Origin of the sequence: Psychroflexus sp. ALD_RP9, assembly GCF_017311165.1 — a bacterium.
Taxonomy (GTDB): domain Bacteria; phylum Bacteroidota; class Bacteroidia; order Flavobacteriales; family Flavobacteriaceae; genus Psychroflexus.
The window spans coordinates 743,209-764,237 of the sequence record NZ_CP062973.1 but is presented as its reverse complement, the minus strand read 5'-3'; the positions used below and the strand labels follow the sequence as shown (position 1 = coordinate 764,237).

The following is a 21,029-nucleotide window of genomic DNA, read 5'->3' as shown; positions in this document are numbered from 1 at the left end:
TTTTTCTTACTAATGGTTACTTTGTGACAGCTAGCAATAGCGAATATGGCCATGTTCATTTTATTAATTATTAATCATTTTTAAAATGAATTTATCAAATAAACAAAAAAGAGAGAGAAAGTTGTGTTTCTCAAAAAAGGTATTGACTTTTAAAGAAGCTTGCTTGTATAGTGGTATTTCTGAAAGCAGTATGTATAAACATACGCATAATAGAACAGTGCCTTTTTACAAGCCAAACGGGAAATTAATTTATTTTAAGCGAAGTGAACTCGAAAATTGGATGTTGCAAAATAGGCATTCAACTGTTGCTGAATTAGAAACAGAAGCAGTTTCTAAAAACTTAAAAGCAGACTGGAGAACAAGGTTTAACTCTAAAAAATTAAAGTTATGAAAAGCACCTTGCTATCAGTTCGGATTAGTAGTGACCTCAGGCAGAAACTTGAAGAGCAAAGTGACTTAGAGAATAGATCTATTTCTAAGGTTGCTAGAGATATATTGGAACATGAGTTTAATACAACATTTCAACCAGAGCATAGCTTTGATGTAGAAGTTATAGGAGAATATTCGGATAATTCCATTGAAGAGCTATTAACAAGTTTTCGATTTGCGGAATTTATGTTTTGGCTTCAGCAAGTAAGGTATAGTCCAGATAAAAATCGTCACAACCAATACTACATTCAATTTTCTAAAACAATAGACGATATATGCTGTACAAACTTGTTTCCACAAACTATAGTTGATGATCTTCATAAAGTTAAGAAAGAGTTGATTTATTGCATAGACTTTAAATTATATACATTCTCATTTCCTAAGAATTATGATGGGTTCGATTATAATTTATTAAATGATTTTATGGATAATATCAGGTATGATGTTAACGGCAATGATCAACTTAATATTTTTTAGTCATGGAGCATTTAAAAATTAAACGCTTGACTGAAGATTTAAGCGAAAAAACGGGTCATACTAAAGAAGCTCTAACAAGCCAATTAGAAAGTATCATTGATTCATTACCTGATACTTACTCTAATCTTATTAATGAGGCTTTTGATAAGAAGCGTGTACCAAAGGAGTATATGCTAAGCGCAATACTATTTTCAGTTAGTTCAGCAGCAGGATGTACTTTTTATACCTATCAAAATAATTATGAAAATTATGCTAATGCTTATTTTTTAGTAGTAGGTTCACGAGGTGATGCAAAAAGTGAAGCCTTAAAATTAGCAACAAAGCCAATAATGGATTTTGATAATAAGTCTTTTGATACTTTTCAAAATGATTTGCAACAAAATCAAGATGTTAAGCAGAAGCAGGTCTTACTTCAAAAGGCCTCCATCGAAAAAGCCTACACTATTATGGATTATAACTCTTCAGGAATTGGTATTCGATTAGATGAAGTAAGAAGTACATTTGAGAAGATAAAAAACCCAAATAGTAGAGATGGTCTTGAATGGGAGAGAGTACTTTTAAGTGCTTTTAGTAATGATACTTTAAGTTACACGACTAAGACAAGTGGTGTTTACAGAATAAAGAATAGTTATGTTACTTTTTTTGGTGGAATACAAAATCAACTTTTAAACTCTTTTTTTGATAGGAGCTTAATAAATTCTGGCTTAACTGATAGGTTTCTTTTAACTCCTAACATCACCTCTAATAAACATATTTCAAGAGAGTTGATTGATCATCAAGTTATAGATAGATTTAATAAAACCATTAATAGCTTATTAAATTATAGATCTGATTTTGAGGATAACAATCAAGAAGTTGATGCGACAAGAGTGTATTATAGTGATGATGCTGACGATTTATTCTTTGAATATAGTCAAAAGTTATTAGACCTTAAATATCAATCGACTTCACCACTTTCTGAGTATTATGCAAAAATGATGATATACTTGCATAAGTTAGCATTATTATGTTATCTACTTAAAAGTTCGTCAATAAGGACATATGAACAACATATTACAGTTGAAGATTTTCAATTGGCAAAAAAGCTACTTAGTTTTTACATTAATTGCTTTAAGTCTTGCGTAAAGTCCAATGCTTATTCCGAAATAGATTTAAAGAAGTTAATTAGCTATGCTAAGAAAAACAACGCTACTCAAAAATCAGTTGTAGAAATTTCAGGTTATTCTAAATCCCAAGTGTCAAAAGTCTGGAGTAAAATTAAATAACTCGAAACAGGAAACTTGAATTCTTAAGCTTTTTGATTTTAAAATGCTGATATTTAATACAATAGGAGATTTTTTTTAAAAGTTTCTAGTTTCCTGTTTTTTTCATAAAAACAACTTATGCTTTCAAAAATAAATTATGAATTAAAGTTTTCTAATAAAAGAAATAGTAAGATTATAACGCCTTGTTGTCAAAAATCAAATAAAGATTTAAAGTTTGTCAACTTTGTAGGATTACCCAATAATTATGGTTATTGTCATGCTTGCGGTGAGAGTACATTACCTCAATCACTATATGAAAATGAAAAAGGAGAGCTATTTAAATGGAATAAAACACTTAATAAGCTTGAAAAAACAGTCATACAAAATTGTCATACAGAAAGTCATACAAACTGTATGACAGACATAAAAAAACACGATTTAACTACAAAAGTACACGGATTTGATACAAATTACGGAGTATTTAGTGAAAACCATTACTTAAGTAGCCCAAAATCAAGTAAAATAATTGATAAAACTGTCATACAAAAGTCATTAAAGCAGCCAGCATCTAATAATTTTTGTAAGTACTTATATTCTAATTTTAAAGCAAAAAGAGTAGAGCAAGTTATTAAAGATTATCGCATTGGTACAACTGCAAATGGATTTACTATTTTTTGGTTTATCAATTTATTAGGAAACGCACAAAAATCAAAAGCCATCTTGTATCAAAACAATGGCAATCGAACAAACCAAATTAGAGTTAATTTTAAAAATGAACAAGGCTATTATTTTTGCTTATATGGAGAACACTTACTAAAAAATCAAAGCAAACCTATTATTCTTGTAGAAAGTGAGAAAACTGCTGTTATCTGTAGCATTAAATTACCTCAATATAATTGGCTTGCCTATTCGGGTATAAATGGTTTAACTTTAGACAAAATGCACGTTTTAAAGAATAGGGAAATTCTTATCATCCCAGATATAAGTCAAAAAGCTGTAAATGTTATGAGAAAAAAATCTGAAGATTTTAAACGTTTAAATATTGATTTTCAAATTTATGATCTAACGAATGGAAAAACAGATGAAGAACTTCAAGAAAAAGAAATTTACAATAAAGATATTTCAGATTTAATTGTCTCACCTTAGTAACTTCTTATTATTTAAATAATCTGTTATATGAATTTTAAGCTAACAAATTTTCAAGCTTGTTTTTCCATTTTTCCCAGTCGGGCATCATTTTGGTTTGAAGCTCAAAAAAGGCTTTGGTATGATCATGATGAATTAGGTGACAAAGTTCATGAACAATAACATATTCAATGCAAGCTTTCGGGGCTTTAATCAGTTCGGGGTTTAGTAAAATCCTTCCTTTTGCAGAACACGAACCCCAACGATATTTCATTTGTTTGATCTCAAGTTTATTAGGCTGTACATTAAATTTTTTAAACTTTTCAATCCATGGAGATGCAATTTCAAAAAACCATTTATCAGCCTTATTTCTATACCATTGATAAACAAGTAATTTTACTTCTTCACGACTTTGGTCTGGTGAGTAAACTTCAATAAATCGTCCTTCGTATTTTACTTTTTTATAGTCAGCCTTGATCAATCTTAATTGATATTGTCTTCCTAAATATAATATACTTTCACCAGTAACATATTTTCGTTTGGTAATTCTGGGTTCAAAAGACAAAAAGTATTGTTTTTGACGTAAAATCCAGGGAGCTTTTTTCCTGATTTTATGTTCAATTTTATCAAAAGCTGCATCTTCTGGGGCTTTTACTAAAACAGATTTATCAGGCTTCACGGTTATACCAAGTGTTTTTCGTTTAGCATATACCAATTCATAATTGATGGTTACTGAACCAAATTGAATTTCTTTTCTCATTAGGTGTATCTTCTTTTAGCAATTTCTACTATTCGTTCTGCTATTGAATCAATTTGTTCAAAGCCTAATTTTAAGTCATACTTATCTCGAACTTCATCGATGATATAGTCGCCAATTTGAAAAACCATTTTCTTAGGAATATCCACGCTTTTTTCCCAATCTACTTTTTTCAATTGCAATATAATTTCATCAGACTGTAATGCTAAATCTTCTGAAATAGAAGTCAGCGTGACTTCATCATTAATTAGCTCCTTAAATTCTTCTTTAGCTACGCCATAAAAAGCTGCTGCAACTGGTTTAGATTTCAATTTTTCAGGTAATTCAGAATCTTCATGCGATAATACCTTTTGCATGTAGGTTTTCATTCTTTCAAGGTATTCTTTATCGTTTATCCTTTTTTGTAGATAGTCGTCTATCGTTTCTTTTATGAGTTGTGAAAAACGCTTATAAAAGGCAGGATCTTCGTCCATTTTCTCGGTGATGTGTTTTTCTGTTCGTGAAGCAATCTTATCGGCTTTAGCAACTTCTCCAGTTGTTTTTTCAACTTCGGCTTCAAAGGCTTCTTTGTCAAAAATATTTACTAGCTCATTCATTTGAATAATTTCATCAGCTGGAATATGGGTGTCTATTAACTTTTGAATTTGGCCTTCATATTTTCGATAATCGATTTTATCTGAATAACGACCTGAAACTGCATTTTTCAACTTTACAAAAAACTTCAAATCACTTTTATACTTCTGTACGAGTTGATCTTCTGTTTTTTTATGAAAATCTATGGATGATAAGGCTAATTTCAATAATCTAGCATAAGATGATAAGGCTTCATAAAACTTAACACGGATAGCTTCATCTCGTAAATATGATTGATAAGCTTCTAAGTCTTTTTTGTTTTTAATGCTTTTAAAAATCTGCTTTAAATCGCTGTGGGCTTGGGGTAACTTTTCAATTTCTTTATTGATGTTGGTCAATGTACCCGATAAATCTTCTTCATCAAACTCTTCAAAATTCGAATAGGTTTCTAATGCATTGTCTAATTCTTCAATTACGCCATAATAATCTATAATATAGCCGTAGTTTTTGTCTTTGGCTACTCGATTAACTCTTGCTATTGCCTGTAAAAGCGTATGCCCAACCAATTTTCTTGTTAAATATAAAACGGTGTTATTAGGTGCATCAAAGCCTGTAAGTAATTTATCTACCACAATAATAATTTCAGGTTCTTCGCTATGTTTAAAAGCCGAAACTATATTTTCTTGATAAGATTTAGCATTGCCATGTTGGTCTTTCATTTTATGCCAAAATTGCTTTACTTCTTCTTGATTTTTCCCATAAGCTGTTTCTTCGCCTTCTCTTTCATCCGGTGGAGAAATCACTAATTCAGAACTTACAATTCCTATCTCGTCTAAATATTTTTTATAGCGAACTGCTGATAGCTTATTTTGACAAACCAATTGACCTTTAAATCCCGTTCCTTGAAAATTGGCTTTATAATGCTTAGATATGTCCCATGCAATGGCATAAATTTTTTGATCTGCAATATTGATTTGATCTGCCCTGCTAAATTTCTTTTTTAAATCTGCTTTTTCATAATCTGAAAGTGATTCAGAGACCATGTTGAAAAAGTTATCTAATGGTGAAGCATTGACATCTTGCATTACATGTCTGCCTTCATATAATAATGGAACAACCGCTTTGTCTTTTACGGCTTGGTCAACAGTGTAGGTGTCGATTAATGTACCAAATTTCCCCAAGGTGTTTTTGTCTTTTTTAAATAACGGAGTGCCTGTAAAAGCAATGAAACAGGCATTGGGTATTGCTTTTTGCATTTCTATGTTAAACGTACCATGTTGAGTTCGGTGACCTTCATCTACCAGTACAAATATATTATTGCTCTCTAAAGGTGGATTAATTTTCTTAACTGCTGTTTCAAATTTGTTGATAATAGTTGTAATTACTGCATCAGTTTCTTTTTTGAGCAAGTTACCTAATTCTTTACCCGATTTAGCATTCTTTACTGGCATACCACATTTTTCAAAAGTGCTTGTAATTTGCCTATCTAAGTCAGTTCTATCGGTTACCAAAACAATTCTAGGATTTTTAATGCTTGGTTGCATGGCGATGGCTTGCGCCAACATGACCATTGTTAAGGATTTTCCACTTCCTTGTGTATGCCAAACTACACCGCCTAGTCGTTGCTGATTTTGAGAAGTTGTTGGTTTAGAGATTTGTTTTATGGCTTTTTTGATCGCGAAAAATTGCTGATAACGAGCTATTTTTTTACTGCCATTATCAAATAAAACAAAATTAAAACTCAAATTGAGCAAACGTTCAGGACGACATAAATTATATAGATATTCATCTTGAATTGTGGGTTGTACTTCTTCTAGCTCTAATTCATCAAAGAATTTTCTTACGTAGTAGTAGCGATCAGCGAATAAAGCTTTTTTGTTTTCATCGGATAGCTTTTGATTTTTTAAGGTGAATAAATCACTTTTATGCTTTTCTTCTTTTTGCTTACTATTAAATTTCTCTTCCCATTTTGCCCAAAATTTCTCAGGCGTTCCTGTTGTTGCATAACTTCCTTCATTTCCACTAATTGCCATGACCAATTGCGCATACATGTACAATTGCCTTATTCCATCTTGTTTTTGATTGCGTAAATTTTGTGAAATAGCTTCACTAAGCGCATCTTTTTTATCGGGACGTTTACATTCAATGACCACCATAGGAATGCCATTGACAAATAAAATAATGTCTGGGCGTTGGTGTTCATTTAAACCTGTGCGCAATACAGAAAATTCTTCGGTAACATGAAATACATTGTTGTTTATGTTCTTCCAGTCGATAAAATTGATGTCAAAAGTTTTAATGTTTCCCCCAACATTTTGTTCTACCGAAAAACCCAATGTAAGCAATTCATATATTTTTTGTGCGGTTGCTTGATAACCATCCACTAAAGCCACATTCTTTAAAGCCAAAACCGCTTGCTCAATATTTCCATCAGTAAATGGTACAGCTTCATGGCTAGAAAGCTTTGCAGAATTAATATGTTTAAGCTGTTTTTTAAGCACATCTTCCAACAATACGTTTGCGGTTTTGTTTCCCCTTGCTTCTAAGGCCTGGTGTGGGTTAAGATAGTTATAGCCCATATTAATCAGCAATTGCAAAGCTGGAATTTGCGAGCTATGGTCTTCTTGAAATGATGGGTTTTGCATGTTTATTTATTAGTCTGTTTGATGAAGTAGATTTTATCTTTCATTCAAAAATAGTAAAAAGAAACTTCTTATTTATTTCTGAGCCTTCTTCGTATATTTGGCTCATGAGATAGAATTTGTTGTTAATACTAAATGTGAATTTTAGACTTTTAATTATAATTAAAATATAAAAATAAACCTACAGGTTGATTTAATGAAAATAATTGATACATTTGCAGTAATTACAGACAGCCTGTACTCAGTACAATATGATGATGAATCTTTGCATGAATTTGAAAAGTATTTTGACTTATGGAATAATCCAATGTATCTTCGAGAGTTTTTTGAAGAACACGAAAAGGACTTAAAAAGTGGTTTTTGGAGTGATATAACCATTGAAGAAGCCATAATTAGAACAAGAAAAGAAGCAAAATCACTTGAAAAGAAAATAAAGCAACTTGCAGAATATGGAAAAGTTGATCCTGATGAAACCTTATCTACTTTTTTTGAACCTTTATCTGTAGGGAAAATAGAAAAATTTGAAAAAGATAAAGCAAAAGGTTTGTCAAGAAAAAGTTGGTTAAGAATTTATGCTATAAGAATAGATGTAAATTTCTTTGTGGTTTGTGGTGGAGCTATAAAACTCACAAAAACAATGAACACCAGAATACATCTTCTTAAAGAGCTCGAAAAACTTGAATTTACTAGAAATTATTTGATGGAAAATGAAGAAGATAATTTAGATTTTGTAGAATTAACTTAAAAGAAACTATGAGTATCGAGAATATAAAAAACAGATTAAAGACAAATTCAATACAAGATAAATCTTGGATTGAAAGTGCTAAAAATCGTGAAAAAAACGAAGCTTGGTTAGATATTTCTTTTGCTATTGCAGTTAAAATAATGTCACAGGTTAAAGCTAATAAGATAGCTGATAAGTTTCCTAAAACTCAAAAAGAGCTTGCTTCTGCAATGGAATGTTCACCACAGTATATAAACAAATTATTGAAAGGAACTGAAAATCTACAATTAGAGACTATCACTAAATTAGAAGCAATACTAAATATTAGTTTAATAAAAGTTCCAAATTTTGAAACTAGTTTTAAATTAGATACTCAAACTACCAAAACAATGGTGAAGTCTACAACTGATGTTTACCAAGAAAGCAATACACTAAGTTATGAGTCACTCATATCTAGTATTTTTGAATCTGATGAGCACGATAATCATTTAAAACCTGTTGCGTAATGTCTAAAAACCAAAGTATAGGGTTTTCTTTAAAAAAGATTACTACAGACCAATTTGCAATCATTGAATCTGCTTTTTCTAAAAATGAAGAAGTGGACGTTAATGTAGGCTTTAAGTTTGGAGTTGATCAAGACAATAAGTATATCTCTATCTCATTTTCAACAAGCTTTTTACAAGCTAAATCTCCATTTTTAGTCTTAGAAATAAGTTGTATTTTTCAAATAACAAAAAAAGCTTGGGATGATTTTTTATCTAAAGAAAAAACAGAACTGTGTATACCAAAAGGCTTTGTTGCTCACATAGCCATGATCACCGTTGGAACATTACGTGGCGTATTGCATGCAAAAACAGAGAATACTGTATTTAATGAGTTTTTATTACCAACAATTAACGTTGCAGAACTGATAAAAGAAGATATACGCTTTGATTTGGAGAAGCAAAAAAATGAATAATTCGCTATATTTCTCTATAACCCATTTTACAGCTAAATAATTACCTTTTGTCCGATAGAATGGGTGATAGGTTTTTTATGTTGCTCATTACCCAAGTTATGAATATTTTCTGATGTCTGTTATTACGTTTTTCTAATTCAAAATATCGACTTCTAACTCATTTAAATTTTTCACAAATTCACTTTCATTATCTTTCATGTGAGAAATAAAATTTTCAAATTTTTTAGCCTTTTGTGGTATTGGTAGAGACCAAACTTTAACACACCCGCCATATCCTTCTAATATTCCAATATCAGTACATTCCAAATTTTGCATGTTTTTTATTGGGTGAATAAATCCACCAATTTGAGCCTTTTTAACGTACATATACGAAATTATTTGATTCATATCATTTCTGTCCAAAGGTTCTATCATCCTTTTATACTTAGCATCAAGAATAATATCATTTTTCCAAAAGTCAGGATAACGTTTATATCGTTTTGGTTTTGAAAATAAATATATTGCACCGCTAGATGTTTTATTAGATGGGTGCTTAAATCCATATTTGCTTAAAATAGTATTTAAATACTCTTCCCAAAGCCATGCTCCATCAAACAGCAAACCGTATACCTTATCTTTTTCATTTCCAAAGGTTATTTTTTCATGTCTTAAGATTTTTAAACATATCTTTTGCAATATTCTATATTCTGTATAATAGGGATGGGAAATAGATTGTAAATTAGATGATATTACTTTTAGACGATAATTTTTATTATAATTTTTTTGAGTTACAAAAATAAATTTGTTGACAATTTCGCGTGTAGTTTTATCTGTATTTAAGACACCATTTCCATAGGGGTGAGCTTTAATATACTCAATTGTATGTCTAATAAGTTGGGTTATGTTATTATCATAACTGTGTTCTCTATTAGAGTAGGCTACCTTACCCATGAATGGAATATTTCTTTTGATATGTCTTTTGACTTCTATTGTCCCTTTTACGTTTGCATCGTTATAATTCTTTCGCATGTAAGATTTATATATACCTTGCGAATAAGCTTTTTTTAAATAAAAAGGAAAAAGGTAGAGTAAAAAGTCCCAAATATTCTCATTATCAGGAGTTTGGTCGAAATTTAAAATGTTAATCGAGAACACTTTTTGTAACATATAATGCAAAAAATAATCATTGTGGTCATCTTTTGCAAAACGAGAAGAAATGGTAAGTTGTGTAGAATTTCTGCCTATAAATCCCATTAAATTAAATGTTGTTAACTTATCTCCATTTAGAGAAAAAATATGAGATTTTTCAACGTCATCATTATATTCTCCAAGTTTACTCGGAAAAACCAATAAGTCAGGATTTTCTTTTTGTAAATCATTTAGATTTCGATTTGCAATACCATTCAAATCACTTAGAGTATAATCATCGAAATCAACTAAACTCTTACCACCATTATTATCTGTTGTTCTCATCATGAATTATAAGCTATTTTAAGCTTGTCAATTTTATCTTCATTTTCAGGGATGCCACGTAAATACTCTTTTATTAATGGTTCAATTCTTAACTCCCAAATTTTATCATAGTCTTCTCTAGGGATACCTTCAGCATTTAGAAAATAAGCTGCTCCGATATGATATGAAGAGTTGAGTCCATCAGTTTTTGATATTTGATTATTTAAGCTTTGTATTTTGTTTTTCAATTCGGCTGAAAGATTCATATTAATAGCACTTTGCTCAGCAGTAATCTCCAACCAAGTAAATCGTCTTCGCATGGCAAAATCAAAACTTTCTACACTTCTATCAATATCATTCATTGTGCCTATAATGAATACGTTTTCAGGTATATAAAACACTTCATTTTCGTTTTCATGAAGATTTGAGTATTGTGTTTTTACAGCACCTTTCTTACCACGATAACTTGGATCTATTGCAAAAAATAATTCTCCAAATATTTTTGATATTTCGCCCCTATTAATTTCATCTATTATAAAAACATAATTATTATTTGAGTTACTCTTATTTATCTTCGTTTTTTTATAATCAATTAAATTATGTTTATCTTTCATATAATCTACAACGTCTTCCATATCTTTTTTAAATGCACCAGAAGGTCTCGCTAATTTACCTTGATAGGTATCTAGTACATTTTGTTTGTTTATGGTAAAGGAATACTTTGATGGTGAAGTCTCAGAAACGTATTTTAAAGAGTTTACACTTGATAAGCTATATTCCCAATTACCAATTTTAGTAAGTTTATTTTCTGATATATTTTTTCTTACTTCATTTAGAAGACCTAACCAAGACTCATCAAAATTATCTGTCTTTATTTCTGTTTTGGTTTCGATAGCTTTTTCACAAAAAGCCTTAAAAATTCCATTTTTAATTTCGAAACCTATATTTCCATTTTCATCAGGTTTTGTAGGTCGTAAGCCTTCTACAAAATCTGTATAATCATAAGAAGGATGAAATTGAACAAAATCGAAATGTTTACTTTTTTCAAGCTCTTCATCATTTTCAATTCCAATCATTTGTTTAGCAATTTGCTTTGCTAGATAGGTTTTGCCAGTTCCTGGAGCACCAGTTAGTATTATGTTTTTTGAATTATCAAGCAAGTCAATGTATGGTTTTATTATTTCCAAGTTTTTTTGTTTTTCAGTTTTTTTGTTCCAGTTAATCTTTAAACCGTAAAATTCATTAAAAAAAAATTTGAGTTTCTAATTTGCGTGTTTACCATCAAATAAGCTTAAACTTTCTAAACTTTCAGTTTTTATATCTTTTGCGTTTGCTGGTGGATATGAATCTTTTACGATTTTTAGTTTTTTAATAGAATCATCTTCCCATAAAGCATTTACATTTATGGCTGTATCTAACCAGTTTAAATAGCATCCAACTGTTTTGTAACCAGTTGGATTAACATTAATACATATTCTTTCATCATCATAAGTGTCCCAACTTTCAATTTGTTTTTGAATTTTTTGTCCCTTGTGTCCTTGTCCAGATTTTAAAAACGGTTTAATGTTTTTAATGTATTTTTTATATCTATCATTTTTTTTATCTTTATTAACACAATACTCAAGGTGCGAAACAAAATACTCAAGTAAGTTTTTAAATTTTTGATAATTGTCCATAATAATTTTTTTAACTCACCAATCGCTTCTCCCCACTCAGCAACACCTGCATTAAACCTTTTTTTTGCAATTGGAGTTGGTGGCGTTGTTCTTGTAATAATTCTATCTCGTTGCTCGAAGTTTCTAAAACTTCGGCAATAGCAGTCTGTTCTTTTAAGTTTGGTGTTTCTATTTTTATGTTTTTTATAATTCCACCACTCAAATTTGGTTGACCACCTTGTGTAAGGCGATGAACCATCGACGGCATTATCATTTTAAGTTTGTAAAATAAAAATGAATTGTTTGTCATTTTATTAGGAATAATCGCAAGTACAGCTTGATTTATTGCTCCTTTTATTTTTGTAATAGCACAAACTCCAGCTGTCGCTCCATACATAGCAACTAAAAGAGTATTTAGGTTTACTATTTTTGCAGAAGAGTTTTTTATACCCAACTCAGCTACAAAACCACTTGTATTATTTATCTGACCTTGATTTAGTTCACCTGATTTAATCCAATGTATATTACCATTCCAATATTCTTTTACATTACTAGATGGTGTTCCACCAGAAAATGATGTCGATATTTCCCCAATTCGTATCTCCACCCATTCATCATCAAACACTTTCCCAGTTTCAGGATTGGTGAGGCGTTTTTTGCCGGTGAGTAAGAGTTGGCGCAAACCTTTATGTTGTTCTTGCTTGGCTTTAATGAGTTGGCCTTGCTTCTCTATGGCTTCATCCCAAGTGCTTAAACAATCGGCTATGGCTTGTTGCTCGGGTAGTGGTGGGAGTTTTAGTTTTATTTTTTTTATAGTTCCTGCACTAAAATTTGGTTGTCCGCCTTGGGTTAGCCGATGAACTAGTGATGGCATATTTACTCTTAAATTAAAGAACAAAAATTTATTGTCATTTTCTTCATTTGGAGATAATGCTAATACTGCCTGATTTATTGCTCCTTCAATTCTTGATATAGCGCATACTCCAGCTGTAGCTCCATACATTGCTAACAATAAAGTCATGGGTGTTATAATTTTTGCGGATGAGTTTTTTAGTCCCAAATCGCTAATCATAACTTTTGTTTTTACTATGTTGATTTGATTTAATTCTCCAGACTTTATAAAAGGTAAATTACCATTATAATATTCAGGGTTTTTGGTATTAGGAGTGCCACCAGAAAATGAGTTTATTAATATTTCCCCTAACTTTTTCACTTCCCAATCCTTAGGAATCCAACCTAATTCGGTGTGTTTAAAGTCAGGTTTTGGTGGCGTTGTGGTGGTCTTGTCTTTTGTTTGGCTGGGCATTACTTTTTCTTTTTTAATTGAGCTAAGTGTTTGTTTATCAATCTTGTTTTAAAACAGGTCGATCCAGTAAATCAAATACTTGGGTACTATACTTGACTTCAAAATAGGCAGTAAAGCGTTTCCAAGTTCTGTTTTTTGGCCATTCGTTTTCATCGGTACAAATGCCAAAAAGTTCATTTTCAAAAATGTATTCCCAGTGATTTTTTAAGGCTTTTTTGGGTTCATCAGGATCAATTTCATTTTCAATTAAATACGTGCTGAACTCACTTCTGTCTGCTGTTGTAGCATCATCTGGAAAAACTTGCTTTTCCCATTCGTAAAATTTTGGTTTGGGTATAATCATTACCACCGTTCGATTGATGGTTTGGGGTTCGAATTCTACATACATATGACAATTTATAAATCTAGTTTTTCTAAGTACATATTCATTTTCTCCTGAACACTTGCTAGTTCGGTTTGAAGCTTATTAATTTCAGTTTTTACCGCTGGCATATCTACAGGCTCTTCTTCTTCAAAGGTATCTACATATCTTGGAATGTTGAGATTAAATTCATTTTCTTCTAACTCTTTAAAAGTGGCTACATAGCTAAATTTTTCTTTATCAACGCCTGTTGCTAATTCGTTGTTGGTAAATTGTTGGTAGGTAGCAACAATGTTTTCGATATGTTCATTTTTGAGTTTGTTTTGGTTTTTGCTGCTTTCAAACTCTTGGCTCGCATCTATAAATAGCGTATCGGTTTTTTGGTCTCTTCCTTTATTAAAAATTAAAATAGCAGCAGGAATACCTGTTCCAAAAAACAAATTAGCAGGTAAACCAACAACGGCATCTAATAAATTGTCTTCAATCACTTGTTTTCGAATTCTGCCTTCGGCACTTCCCCGAAACAAAACGCCATGCGGTACAATTACGCCAACTTTTCCTGTGTCTTCGTAAGCACTTTCTATCATGTGCAAAATAAACGCCCAATCGCCTTTGCTTTTGGGTGGTAAACCACGGTAAAAACGATTATATTGGTCGTCTTTTAAATCGTCTGAGCCCCATTTATCTAATGAAAATGGTGGGTTAGCAACCACAGTATCAAACTTCATGAGCTGGTCGCCTTCGGTATGTTTGGGATTGCGTAAAGTATCGCCCCAACGTATAGACGCATTATCAAAACCATGTAAAAACATATTCATTACTGCCAATGCCCAAGTGCTTCCGTTGGCTTCTTGTCCATAAAGGGAAAAATCATTCGAGCCAACTTCTTTAGCAGCTTTTATTAATAGAGAAGCTGAGCCACAAGTTGGGTCATAAATACGCGCACCTGATTTATACTTGGTTAATTTGGCTAATAAAGTTGAAACTTCAGATGGTGTGTAAAACTCGCCAGCTTTTTTACCTGCATCACTAGCAAAATTGGCAATTAAATATTCGTAAGCATCACCAATAATGTCCTTTGCTTCAAGATGAGCAGGGTTTAAATCTAAGTCATTAAAATCTTGCAATAAGTTTTTAAGTCGGCTGTTTTTCTGTTTTTTGTCTCCCAGATTGTTGCTATTAAAACTTATATTTCTAAAAATTCCAGCACCATCTTGCGAAGTCAGTTTTTCTCGATTGGCATCTTCTAGATCAGCTAAAGCAATATCGATTAATTCACCAAGATTACTTTCGTTTCGGTTTTCGTATAAATGGTCAAAATGTGAATTTTTGGGCACATTAAAACGTTCATGCGCCATGGCACGTTCTGCTCTTGCTTTATTATTGTCGTATTTATCTAAGTAGGTTTTGTATTTGTGTGAATATACATCAGAAACATATTTAAGAAACAACATGACTAAAATATAGTCTTTGTATTGTGATGGATCAATTACCCCACGAAAGGTATCACAGGCATTCCAAACGGTAGAATTGATGTCTTGGGTTTTGATGGTATTAGGCATATTATATATTTGTAATTTAAGAAAATATATTAGATAAAATTGATGAGTTTAAAATTATAAAAAACTAAGCTTTTTAATTGCTTTATTTTCTTTTTTTACAAATAACTAAATAAAAGAATTTATATAACTATGATTTAAATTTAAAATGGTTGTATAAGGTTAGAGCTGTTCTTTTATCACGAATATTTAAACCAGAATTATGTTAAATTTTACTAGTTGATTATTTTCTTTTATTGCCGTTTTGTTGATAAAAACTTGTTACTCATTCGTTACTTTATATTTTTAAATATCATAAAATCAAACACTTACGACTATTAAATTAACCTTGACAGGGTAGAAGTCACTGGTTCGAATCCAGTATGACCCACAAAAATTTAAATCCAACGCCGATCGGTGTTGGATTTTTTAGTGAAAAAGTTGAAAGATTTTCTGGTTAAGCATGGTTTTTTAGCATTTTGTAATCACTAGGTTGATGTATTTAATGTATATTTAAACCTTTACACTTTTTGAGTAATTTTATGTTGCGAATCCTTTTATTTGTCATTAATCAGTAGTAATCAATCAAATTATAGGCTTCATAAGGTCTTAGCATAGCTAATTGTAAATGAATGGTAAGTCATAAAATTATCACACTAGATTTATTAGATTTTTTCGAGTTTTCAACCTAATATCAACAAATGTTAATAAGTATTTACTATTGAAATGACTTTCATTAAATTTGTTGCTATAGATTTAGATATATGACATTATTACTAGTTTACCTTTCTGTAGTTTTAGTGATTTCTTTTTTATGTTCCGTAATGGAATCAGTTTTATTATCTACACCGCTATCATTCTTAAAATCTCAGTTTGAGAATGGTAACAAAAGTGCTCAATTAATGCTGAAGCAAAAAGAAGATATAGACCAACCTTTATCTGCCATTTTATCTCTTAACACAATAGCGCATACAGTTGGAGCTGCTGGTGTTGGTGCACAAGCTACCATAGTATTTGGAGATGCTTATTTTGGTTTAGTTTCTGCTATTCTTACCATTTTGATATTAGTGGTTACTGAAATTATACCTAAAACTATCGGTGCCAATTATAGTAAAGAACTAGTTAGTATTTCTGCTAAAATCATCAACTTAATGGTCTTTATCACCTTTCCATTTGTCTTAGCATCTTCGTTTTTGACACGTTTGCTTGCTCGTGATAAAAACGAATTAACAACTAGTAGAGAAGAAGTCTCAGCCTTAACAACAATAGGGAAGGAAGAGGGCATTTTTAATGACAATGAAAATACCATTATTCAAAACTTGATACGATTAAAAGATATTAAAGTGTCAAAAATTATGACACCGCGCGTTGTTGTAGTTACGGCTAGCGAAGATATGACATTGAAAGACTTTATGAAAAATAAAGAGTTTTTTCATTTCTCTAGAATCCCAATATACAAAGATCAAAAAGACCATATAACAGGCTATATTTTACGCTCAAAAGTATTTGAAAAACTTGCTGAAGATCAATTTAACCTAAAGTTGAAAGACTTAAAACGTGAAATTCTTACATTTCCAAAGAACCTTACACTTTTTAAAGCCTGGGACCAAATGTTATCTAAGCGAGAGCACTTATCACTAATAATAGATGAATATGGCGGTATGGATGGTATTACTACACTTGAGGATATTATAGAATCACTTTTAGGTTTTGAAATTGTTGATGAAAAAGATAAAACTCATGACATGCAAGAATATGCTTTAAGTAAATGGAAAGACCGTCAAGCTAAGATTAAACAACAAAAACAAAACAAAGCTTAAATAGATATTATTTTAGGTTGAAGCTATTCGTTTTATTAAATATCATAACTTATCTCTAACACTTCAACAGGTCGTGACTTTTCACCTATATTAAATGTAAAACAGTCTCCTTCTTTTTTTGAAGTCAGCGCTTTAGCTAATGGAGAAGTAAAAGCTATTTTCTGATCTTTAACACTAGCTTCATCTACACCAACAATTTGAAATTTTAAAGTTTTACCATTCATTTTAAATTTAACTTGAGCACCAAAGCGAACAAAGTCTTTCGGTTGTTGTTCAAGATTAATTACATGTGCCGAATTCAACCGTTCAAAAAGTAAATGTAATAGGCCATCTATTTTTGCCACTTCTCGTCGGCGTTCGGTATCATCTTTTATATCTATATTGGCAAGCTGCAATTCTAATTGTTGTTTTTCCTTTTCTAATAAACGCTTACCTTCAGGAGTAACATAATTGGTTTGTCCTTCAGGTAATGATGCTCTTGGTGGTATTATAATTGGCTCTTCTTGGTCACTTTCTTTAACAAATCCTCTACTCATGTTTATACTTTAACTTTTAAATTACTAAATAATAGTTTCATGAGATGGTTTTTAACAAAAAATCTTTACTTATCAATAAGCCGAATTTGTAACGAATTTAATTTTAAGATGACTAATTAAAAAAACATAAATTATGATAGTAACAACAACTCAAACCGTAGAAGGTCAACCAGTAAAGGAATATATTGATTTAGTAACTGGCGAAACTATTATTGGAGCTAATGTTTTTAAAGACTTTTTTGCTAGTATTACCGATTTAGTTGGTGGTAGATCATCTTCTTATGAAAAGGTATTACGTGAAGCTAAAGAAACAGCTGTTCAAGAAATGAAGCAGAAAGCGGCTAGTCTTGGAGCAAATGCTGTTTTAGGGGTTGATTTAGATTATGAAACTTTAGGTAGTGGCAATGGCATGCTTATGGTAACAGCTTCAGGAACTGCTGTCAAAATTTAAACTTGTGGTCTTGTTAATTTTTAGTCCAGTTTTTTTGGATGGCTTTTTGGTAACTTTTGTATAGTTGATTGGGCGGCTGTTTTAAAATGTAACGTTTGATATATAACTTGGCAAAAATAACCTGTAATCTAAAAATACCATATTGTCTAAATAAGCGTGAAGATGTAATCATGTAATCAGGCATCACTTTAAATGTAAAGCGATGTTTTTTAAGTTGCTTTACAATTTCATGATCTTCAAAAACAATATAATCTTCATTGAAGCCTCCAATTTTTTCAAAGGCATTTTTGGTAATAAACAAGCCTTGATCACCACCACGACATACAGTAAAGTTGAATTGAGTGAACCAACAAATAAAACTTAACCACCAATGCCGATCGTTAAATTTCAACCGAAAACTACCGGCTTGTGTATTGTTATTTATGGTGTTTATAATTTGCTTATCAAAATGCAAAGGCGGTTGAGAATCAATATGTAAGAAAAAAAGTAAGTCTTGTGATGCTGCTTTAGCACCAGTATTCATTTGTTTAGCTCTACCTTTTTCACTTTTAATTGACTTTATGCCTTCAAGCTTTTGAATAATAGTCCAAGTGTTATCACTGCTTTGGCCATCAACTACTAGAATTTCGGTAGAAGAAAAGTAAAGCTGTTGTTTAATAAATTCAATAGTCTTTTTTAAAATTTTTGCTTCATTGTAAACCGGTATGATAAGACTTAACATAACTAGTTTATTGTTTGTTTAATTTCCAAGAATAGTCCATATATTCAATGTCAATATCAGATGATATTCGGCCAGTATAATAGTTTTGTATAAACTGTTTAACCGAACCAGAATAAGCTTCAAAATCAGATGAATACCATTTGAAAATTTTCGAAAGTTTCAGTTGGTTTTGTTTGATGCTATTTTTATCAGAATTGATAAATTTTCGGCTAGCAAGCTCTAATTGAAGGTTTAATTGATCAGCAATATAGGCTTTATTACTTAATGCAGGACAAGAAAATGAAGCACAATTAATAGCAAAATGTACACGTGCATCGCCCATTTCTAAAAGCATTTCTTTTTCAATTTGATCTAAATTATAAGTTTTTCCTCCAAGTTTTACAAACTTCAGTTTAAACGGACTTTCTAAAAACCCACCGATTGCTTTAATGCTTTTTACTGGATAATGTTTTAAAATTAGTTTTACTGTATAGGCATTATAAGCATTTATAAGGTAAGCTTTTTTTTGGGCTTCTGTAAATTGCGTTGGTTGATATTGCTTGTTAAGTCGTGAAAGGTACTGATCAAGCTCAGCTTCTTTTGACTTAAACGCGGCATAATTAACTAAGCCATCATCATTTACAAAGGCTTGAAGTAAATCATTCCAAGGCTTATGTTTGTGAATGTCTTGACTTTGTATCGCTAGTGTTACTAAAAAAACTGAAATGAGTAAAACACTTTTCATAATCATATTTTAATGTTGAAAATACACTTATTTGTTTTTTAAACCTAAATAAAAACAAGTGATTTAAAATTTAACACTGTCATAAAGTGATATCTATTTTATTAGTCTACTAATTTAATAGAAATTATATACTTTTGTCTCCAAAATGAAGTTAACTAGCTCAATGAATAAACTACACCACTTGGCAATAACAGCAGCTATAGACGCTGGAGAAGAAATCATGAAGATTTACGCCACTGATTTTGAGGTTGCCTACAAGTCAGATGATTCACCTTTAACAATCGCCGATCAAGAATCAAATCGGGTAATTATGTCTTACCTTTCTAAAACTGAGATACCAATTATTAGTGAAGAGAATAAAGCCATTGATTACAAAACACGCCAGAATTGGAACTCTTGCTGGATTGTTGACCCTATTGATGGTACTAAAGAATTTGTTAAGAAAAACGGTGAATTTACCGTAAATATCGCTTTAGTAGAAAATCAAAAACCAATTTTTGGTGTTATTTATGTGCCTGCAACACGTGAATTATATGTTGGTGATGCTGAACAACAAAAATCAATTAAGGTAGAAATCCCAAAAAGCAACTTCAATTTAGATGTAGTTTTAAGCAAAGCTGAAGTTTTAAAACCAAAAACTGGAGCTTCGACTATTCAAGTTGTAGGAAGTCGTTCTCACATGAATGATGATACAAAACAATTTATCAATACTTTAGAAGAAAAGTATCAAAAACCAGTTGAAATTGTTTCAAAAGGGAGCTCTTTAAAATTCTGTCTTGTTGCAGAAGGTAAAGCCGATGTATATCCGCGCTATGCTCCTACAATGGAATGGGATACAGCAGCTGGGCAAGCTATTTGTAGTGGCGTTGGCCTAAAGGTGATAAGCCTTGATACCAACGAAGAAATGCTGTATAACCGCGAAAATTTGCTAAATGGCTATTTTCATGTAACCACACTATCATGAGCGATAACATTGTCATACACGATTACGATTTAAGTCGAAATGACCGTAATAAACGCAATAATCATAAATCCTTTGTGCTTTGGTTTACCGGCTTGTCAGGTTCAGGAAAATCGACTATTGCCAACCAAGTTGAAGTAGAGTTGTTTAAACAAAAATATCAAGTTTATAGCTTAGATGGAGACAACATTAGAAGCGGAATTAACAAAGGGCTTGGTTTTACAAAAGAAGACCGTTTAGAGAATCTTAGGCGAATAGCTGAGGTTTCAAAACTATTTGTAGATGCTGGACATATTACAATTGCCGCTTTTGTATCTCCATTAAAATCAGACCGAGAACAAGTCAAAAAAATAGTTGGTGAAGCCGACTTTGTAGAAGTATTTGTAGATACGAGTCTAGAAGAGTGTGAACGTCGCGATGTTAAAGGTTTGTATAAAAAAGCGCGTGCCGGTGAAATAAAAAACTTTACAGGGATTGATGCGCCTTACGAAGCACCTGTCAATCCAGATATACATATTAAAACAGAACAAGTATCGGTTGCTGAAGCAGTTAAAACCATTACAAACTACCTAAACAATAAATTTTAAGAAACAGAC

At 31.3% G+C, this 21,029-nt stretch carries 22 protein-coding genes; 11 read left to right on the top strand and 11 right to left on the bottom strand.

All coding sequences use genetic code 11. The annotated features are described in order from the left end of the window. The first annotated feature begins 85 nt into the window (after positions 1-85). From IMZ30_RS03645 to IMZ30_RS03630, 4 genes are all read left to right on the top strand, one after another. Positions 86-391, top strand: coding sequence for a helix-turn-helix domain-containing protein (locus tag IMZ30_RS03645; protein ID WP_207039183.1), 306 nt, complete (start codon positions 86-88; stop codon positions 389-391). Beyond that, entirely contained in the window at positions 388-906 is a 519-nt protein-coding gene (locus IMZ30_RS03640) for a hypothetical protein (RefSeq protein ID WP_207039182.1), read from the top strand. The genes IMZ30_RS03645 and IMZ30_RS03640 overlap by 4 nt, the downstream gene beginning before the upstream one ends. 2 nt (positions 907-908) lie before the next feature. Then, entirely contained in the window at positions 909-2,171 is a 1,263-nt protein-coding gene (locus IMZ30_RS03635; protein WP_207039181.1) for a DUF3987 domain-containing protein, read from the top strand. A gap of 117 nt (positions 2,172-2,288) precedes the next feature. Next, entirely contained in the window at positions 2,289-3,296 is a 1,008-nt protein-coding gene (locus tag IMZ30_RS03630) for a DUF6371 domain-containing protein (RefSeq protein WP_207039180.1), read from the top strand. A 37-nt stretch (positions 3,297-3,333) separates the two neighbouring features. Here the strand turns inward: IMZ30_RS03630 and IMZ30_RS03625 are convergent, their stop codons facing one another. Further along, positions 3,334-4,035: a M48 family metallopeptidase gene (locus IMZ30_RS03625; RefSeq protein ID WP_207039179.1), complete on the bottom strand. Its 702-nt coding sequence runs from the start codon at positions 4,033-4,035 to the stop codon at positions 3,334-3,336. Continuing rightward, a complete protein-coding gene (locus IMZ30_RS03620; protein ID WP_207039178.1) occupies positions 4,035-7,250 on the bottom strand; it encodes a type I restriction endonuclease subunit R in 3,216 nt (1,071 codons plus the stop codon). Before IMZ30_RS03620 ends, IMZ30_RS03625 begins: the two co-directional genes overlap by 1 nt. A gap of 193 nt (positions 7,251-7,443) precedes the next feature. On the opposite strand from IMZ30_RS03620, the gene IMZ30_RS03615 reads away from it, so the two are divergent. Genes IMZ30_RS03615 through IMZ30_RS03605 form a run of 3 tightly spaced genes read left to right on the top strand, consistent with a single transcriptional unit; the run spans position 7,444 to position 8,929 of the window. Continuing rightward, positions 7,444-7,992, top strand: coding sequence for a hypothetical protein (locus tag IMZ30_RS03615; RefSeq protein ID WP_207039177.1), 549 nt, complete (start codon positions 7,444-7,446; stop codon positions 7,990-7,992). Positions 7,993-8,000: 8 nt separating this feature from the next. After that, complete coding sequence (locus tag IMZ30_RS03610) at positions 8,001-8,477, top strand: multiprotein-bridging factor 1 family protein (protein WP_207039176.1); 477 nt, start codon at positions 8,001-8,003, stop codon at positions 8,475-8,477. Beyond that, positions 8,477-8,929 carry a hypothetical protein gene (locus tag IMZ30_RS03605; protein WP_207039175.1) on the top strand — a complete coding sequence of 151 codons (453 nt, stop codon included), beginning with the start codon at positions 8,477-8,479 and terminating at the stop codon, positions 8,927-8,929. Before IMZ30_RS03610 ends, IMZ30_RS03605 begins: the two co-directional genes overlap by 1 nt. Before the next feature lie 132 nt (positions 8,930-9,061). Here the strand turns inward: IMZ30_RS03605 and IMZ30_RS03600 are convergent, their stop codons facing one another. The 6 genes from IMZ30_RS03600 to IMZ30_RS03575 all read right to left on the bottom strand — a co-directional run bounded on the left by IMZ30_RS03600 (position 9,062) and on the right by IMZ30_RS03575 (position 15,244). Further along, positions 9,062-10,384 (bottom strand): McrC family protein, encoded by a 1,323-nt coding sequence (locus tag IMZ30_RS03600; protein WP_242529697.1) that lies wholly within the window; start codon positions 10,382-10,384, stop codon positions 9,062-9,064. Beyond that, positions 10,381-11,547, bottom strand: coding sequence for an McrB family protein (locus IMZ30_RS03595; protein WP_207039174.1), 1,167 nt, complete (start codon positions 11,545-11,547; stop codon positions 10,381-10,383). The genes IMZ30_RS03600 and IMZ30_RS03595 overlap by 4 nt, the downstream gene beginning before the upstream one ends. Positions 11,548-11,622: 75 nt before the next feature. Further along, the gene (locus IMZ30_RS03590) at positions 11,623-12,036 is read right to left on the bottom strand and encodes a hypothetical protein (protein ID WP_207039173.1); all 414 of its coding nucleotides are present in this window, start codon (positions 12,034-12,036) and stop codon (positions 11,623-11,625) included. Between the two features lie 10 nt (positions 12,037-12,046). Continuing rightward, positions 12,047-13,321, bottom strand: a complete 1,275-nt coding sequence (locus tag IMZ30_RS03585) for a restriction endonuclease subunit S (protein ID WP_207039172.1) — start codon at positions 13,319-13,321, stop codon at positions 12,047-12,049. 37 nt (positions 13,322-13,358) lie between these two features. Then, the gene (locus tag IMZ30_RS03580; RefSeq protein WP_207039171.1) at positions 13,359-13,709 is read right to left on the bottom strand and encodes a hypothetical protein; all 351 of its coding nucleotides are present in this window, start codon (positions 13,707-13,709) and stop codon (positions 13,359-13,361) included. A gap of 8 nt (positions 13,710-13,717) precedes the next feature. Then, entirely contained in the window at positions 13,718-15,244 is a 1,527-nt protein-coding gene (locus IMZ30_RS03575; protein ID WP_207039170.1) for a type I restriction-modification system subunit M, read from the bottom strand. A 740-nt stretch (positions 15,245-15,984) separates the two neighbouring features. Between IMZ30_RS03575 and IMZ30_RS03570 the strand changes: the two genes are divergently transcribed. Next, a complete protein-coding gene (locus IMZ30_RS03570) occupies positions 15,985-17,040 on the top strand; it encodes a CNNM domain-containing protein (RefSeq protein WP_207039169.1) in 1,056 nt (351 codons plus the stop codon). 35 nt (positions 17,041-17,075) lie between these two features. Here IMZ30_RS03570 and IMZ30_RS03565 read toward each other — a convergent pair whose 3' ends face one another. Then, positions 17,076-17,576 (bottom strand): GreA/GreB family elongation factor, encoded by a 501-nt coding sequence (locus IMZ30_RS03565; RefSeq protein ID WP_207039168.1) that lies wholly within the window; start codon positions 17,574-17,576, stop codon positions 17,076-17,078. Between the two features lie 133 nt (positions 17,577-17,709). Here IMZ30_RS03565 and IMZ30_RS03560 point away from each other — a divergent pair, with 133 nt between their 5' ends. After that, complete coding sequence (locus IMZ30_RS03560) at positions 17,710-18,027, top strand: heavy metal-binding domain-containing protein (protein WP_207039167.1); 318 nt, start codon at positions 17,710-17,712, stop codon at positions 18,025-18,027. 13 nt (positions 18,028-18,040) lie between these two features. Here IMZ30_RS03560 and IMZ30_RS03555 read toward each other — a convergent pair whose 3' ends face one another. Both IMZ30_RS03555 and IMZ30_RS03550 read right to left on the bottom strand, forming a co-directional pair. After that, positions 18,041-18,748 (bottom strand): TIGR04283 family arsenosugar biosynthesis glycosyltransferase, encoded by a 708-nt coding sequence (locus IMZ30_RS03555; protein ID WP_207039166.1) that lies wholly within the window; start codon positions 18,746-18,748, stop codon positions 18,041-18,043. Between the two features lie 7 nt (positions 18,749-18,755). Beyond that, positions 18,756-19,472 (bottom strand): DUF547 domain-containing protein, encoded by a 717-nt coding sequence (locus IMZ30_RS03550; protein ID WP_207039165.1) that lies wholly within the window; start codon positions 19,470-19,472, stop codon positions 18,756-18,758. Between the two features lie 163 nt (positions 19,473-19,635). Here IMZ30_RS03550 and cysQ point away from each other — a divergent pair, with 163 nt between their 5' ends. Then, positions 19,636-20,436, top strand: a complete 801-nt coding sequence (gene cysQ / locus IMZ30_RS03545) for a 3'(2'),5'-bisphosphate nucleotidase CysQ (RefSeq protein ID WP_207039164.1) — start codon at positions 19,636-19,638, stop codon at positions 20,434-20,436. Then, positions 20,433-21,020 carry an adenylyl-sulfate kinase gene (cysC, locus tag IMZ30_RS03540; protein ID WP_207039163.1) on the top strand — a complete coding sequence of 196 codons (588 nt, stop codon included), beginning with the start codon at positions 20,433-20,435 and terminating at the stop codon, positions 21,018-21,020. The genes cysQ and cysC overlap by 4 nt, the downstream gene beginning before the upstream one ends. Positions 21,021-21,029 lie beyond the last annotated feature (9 nt).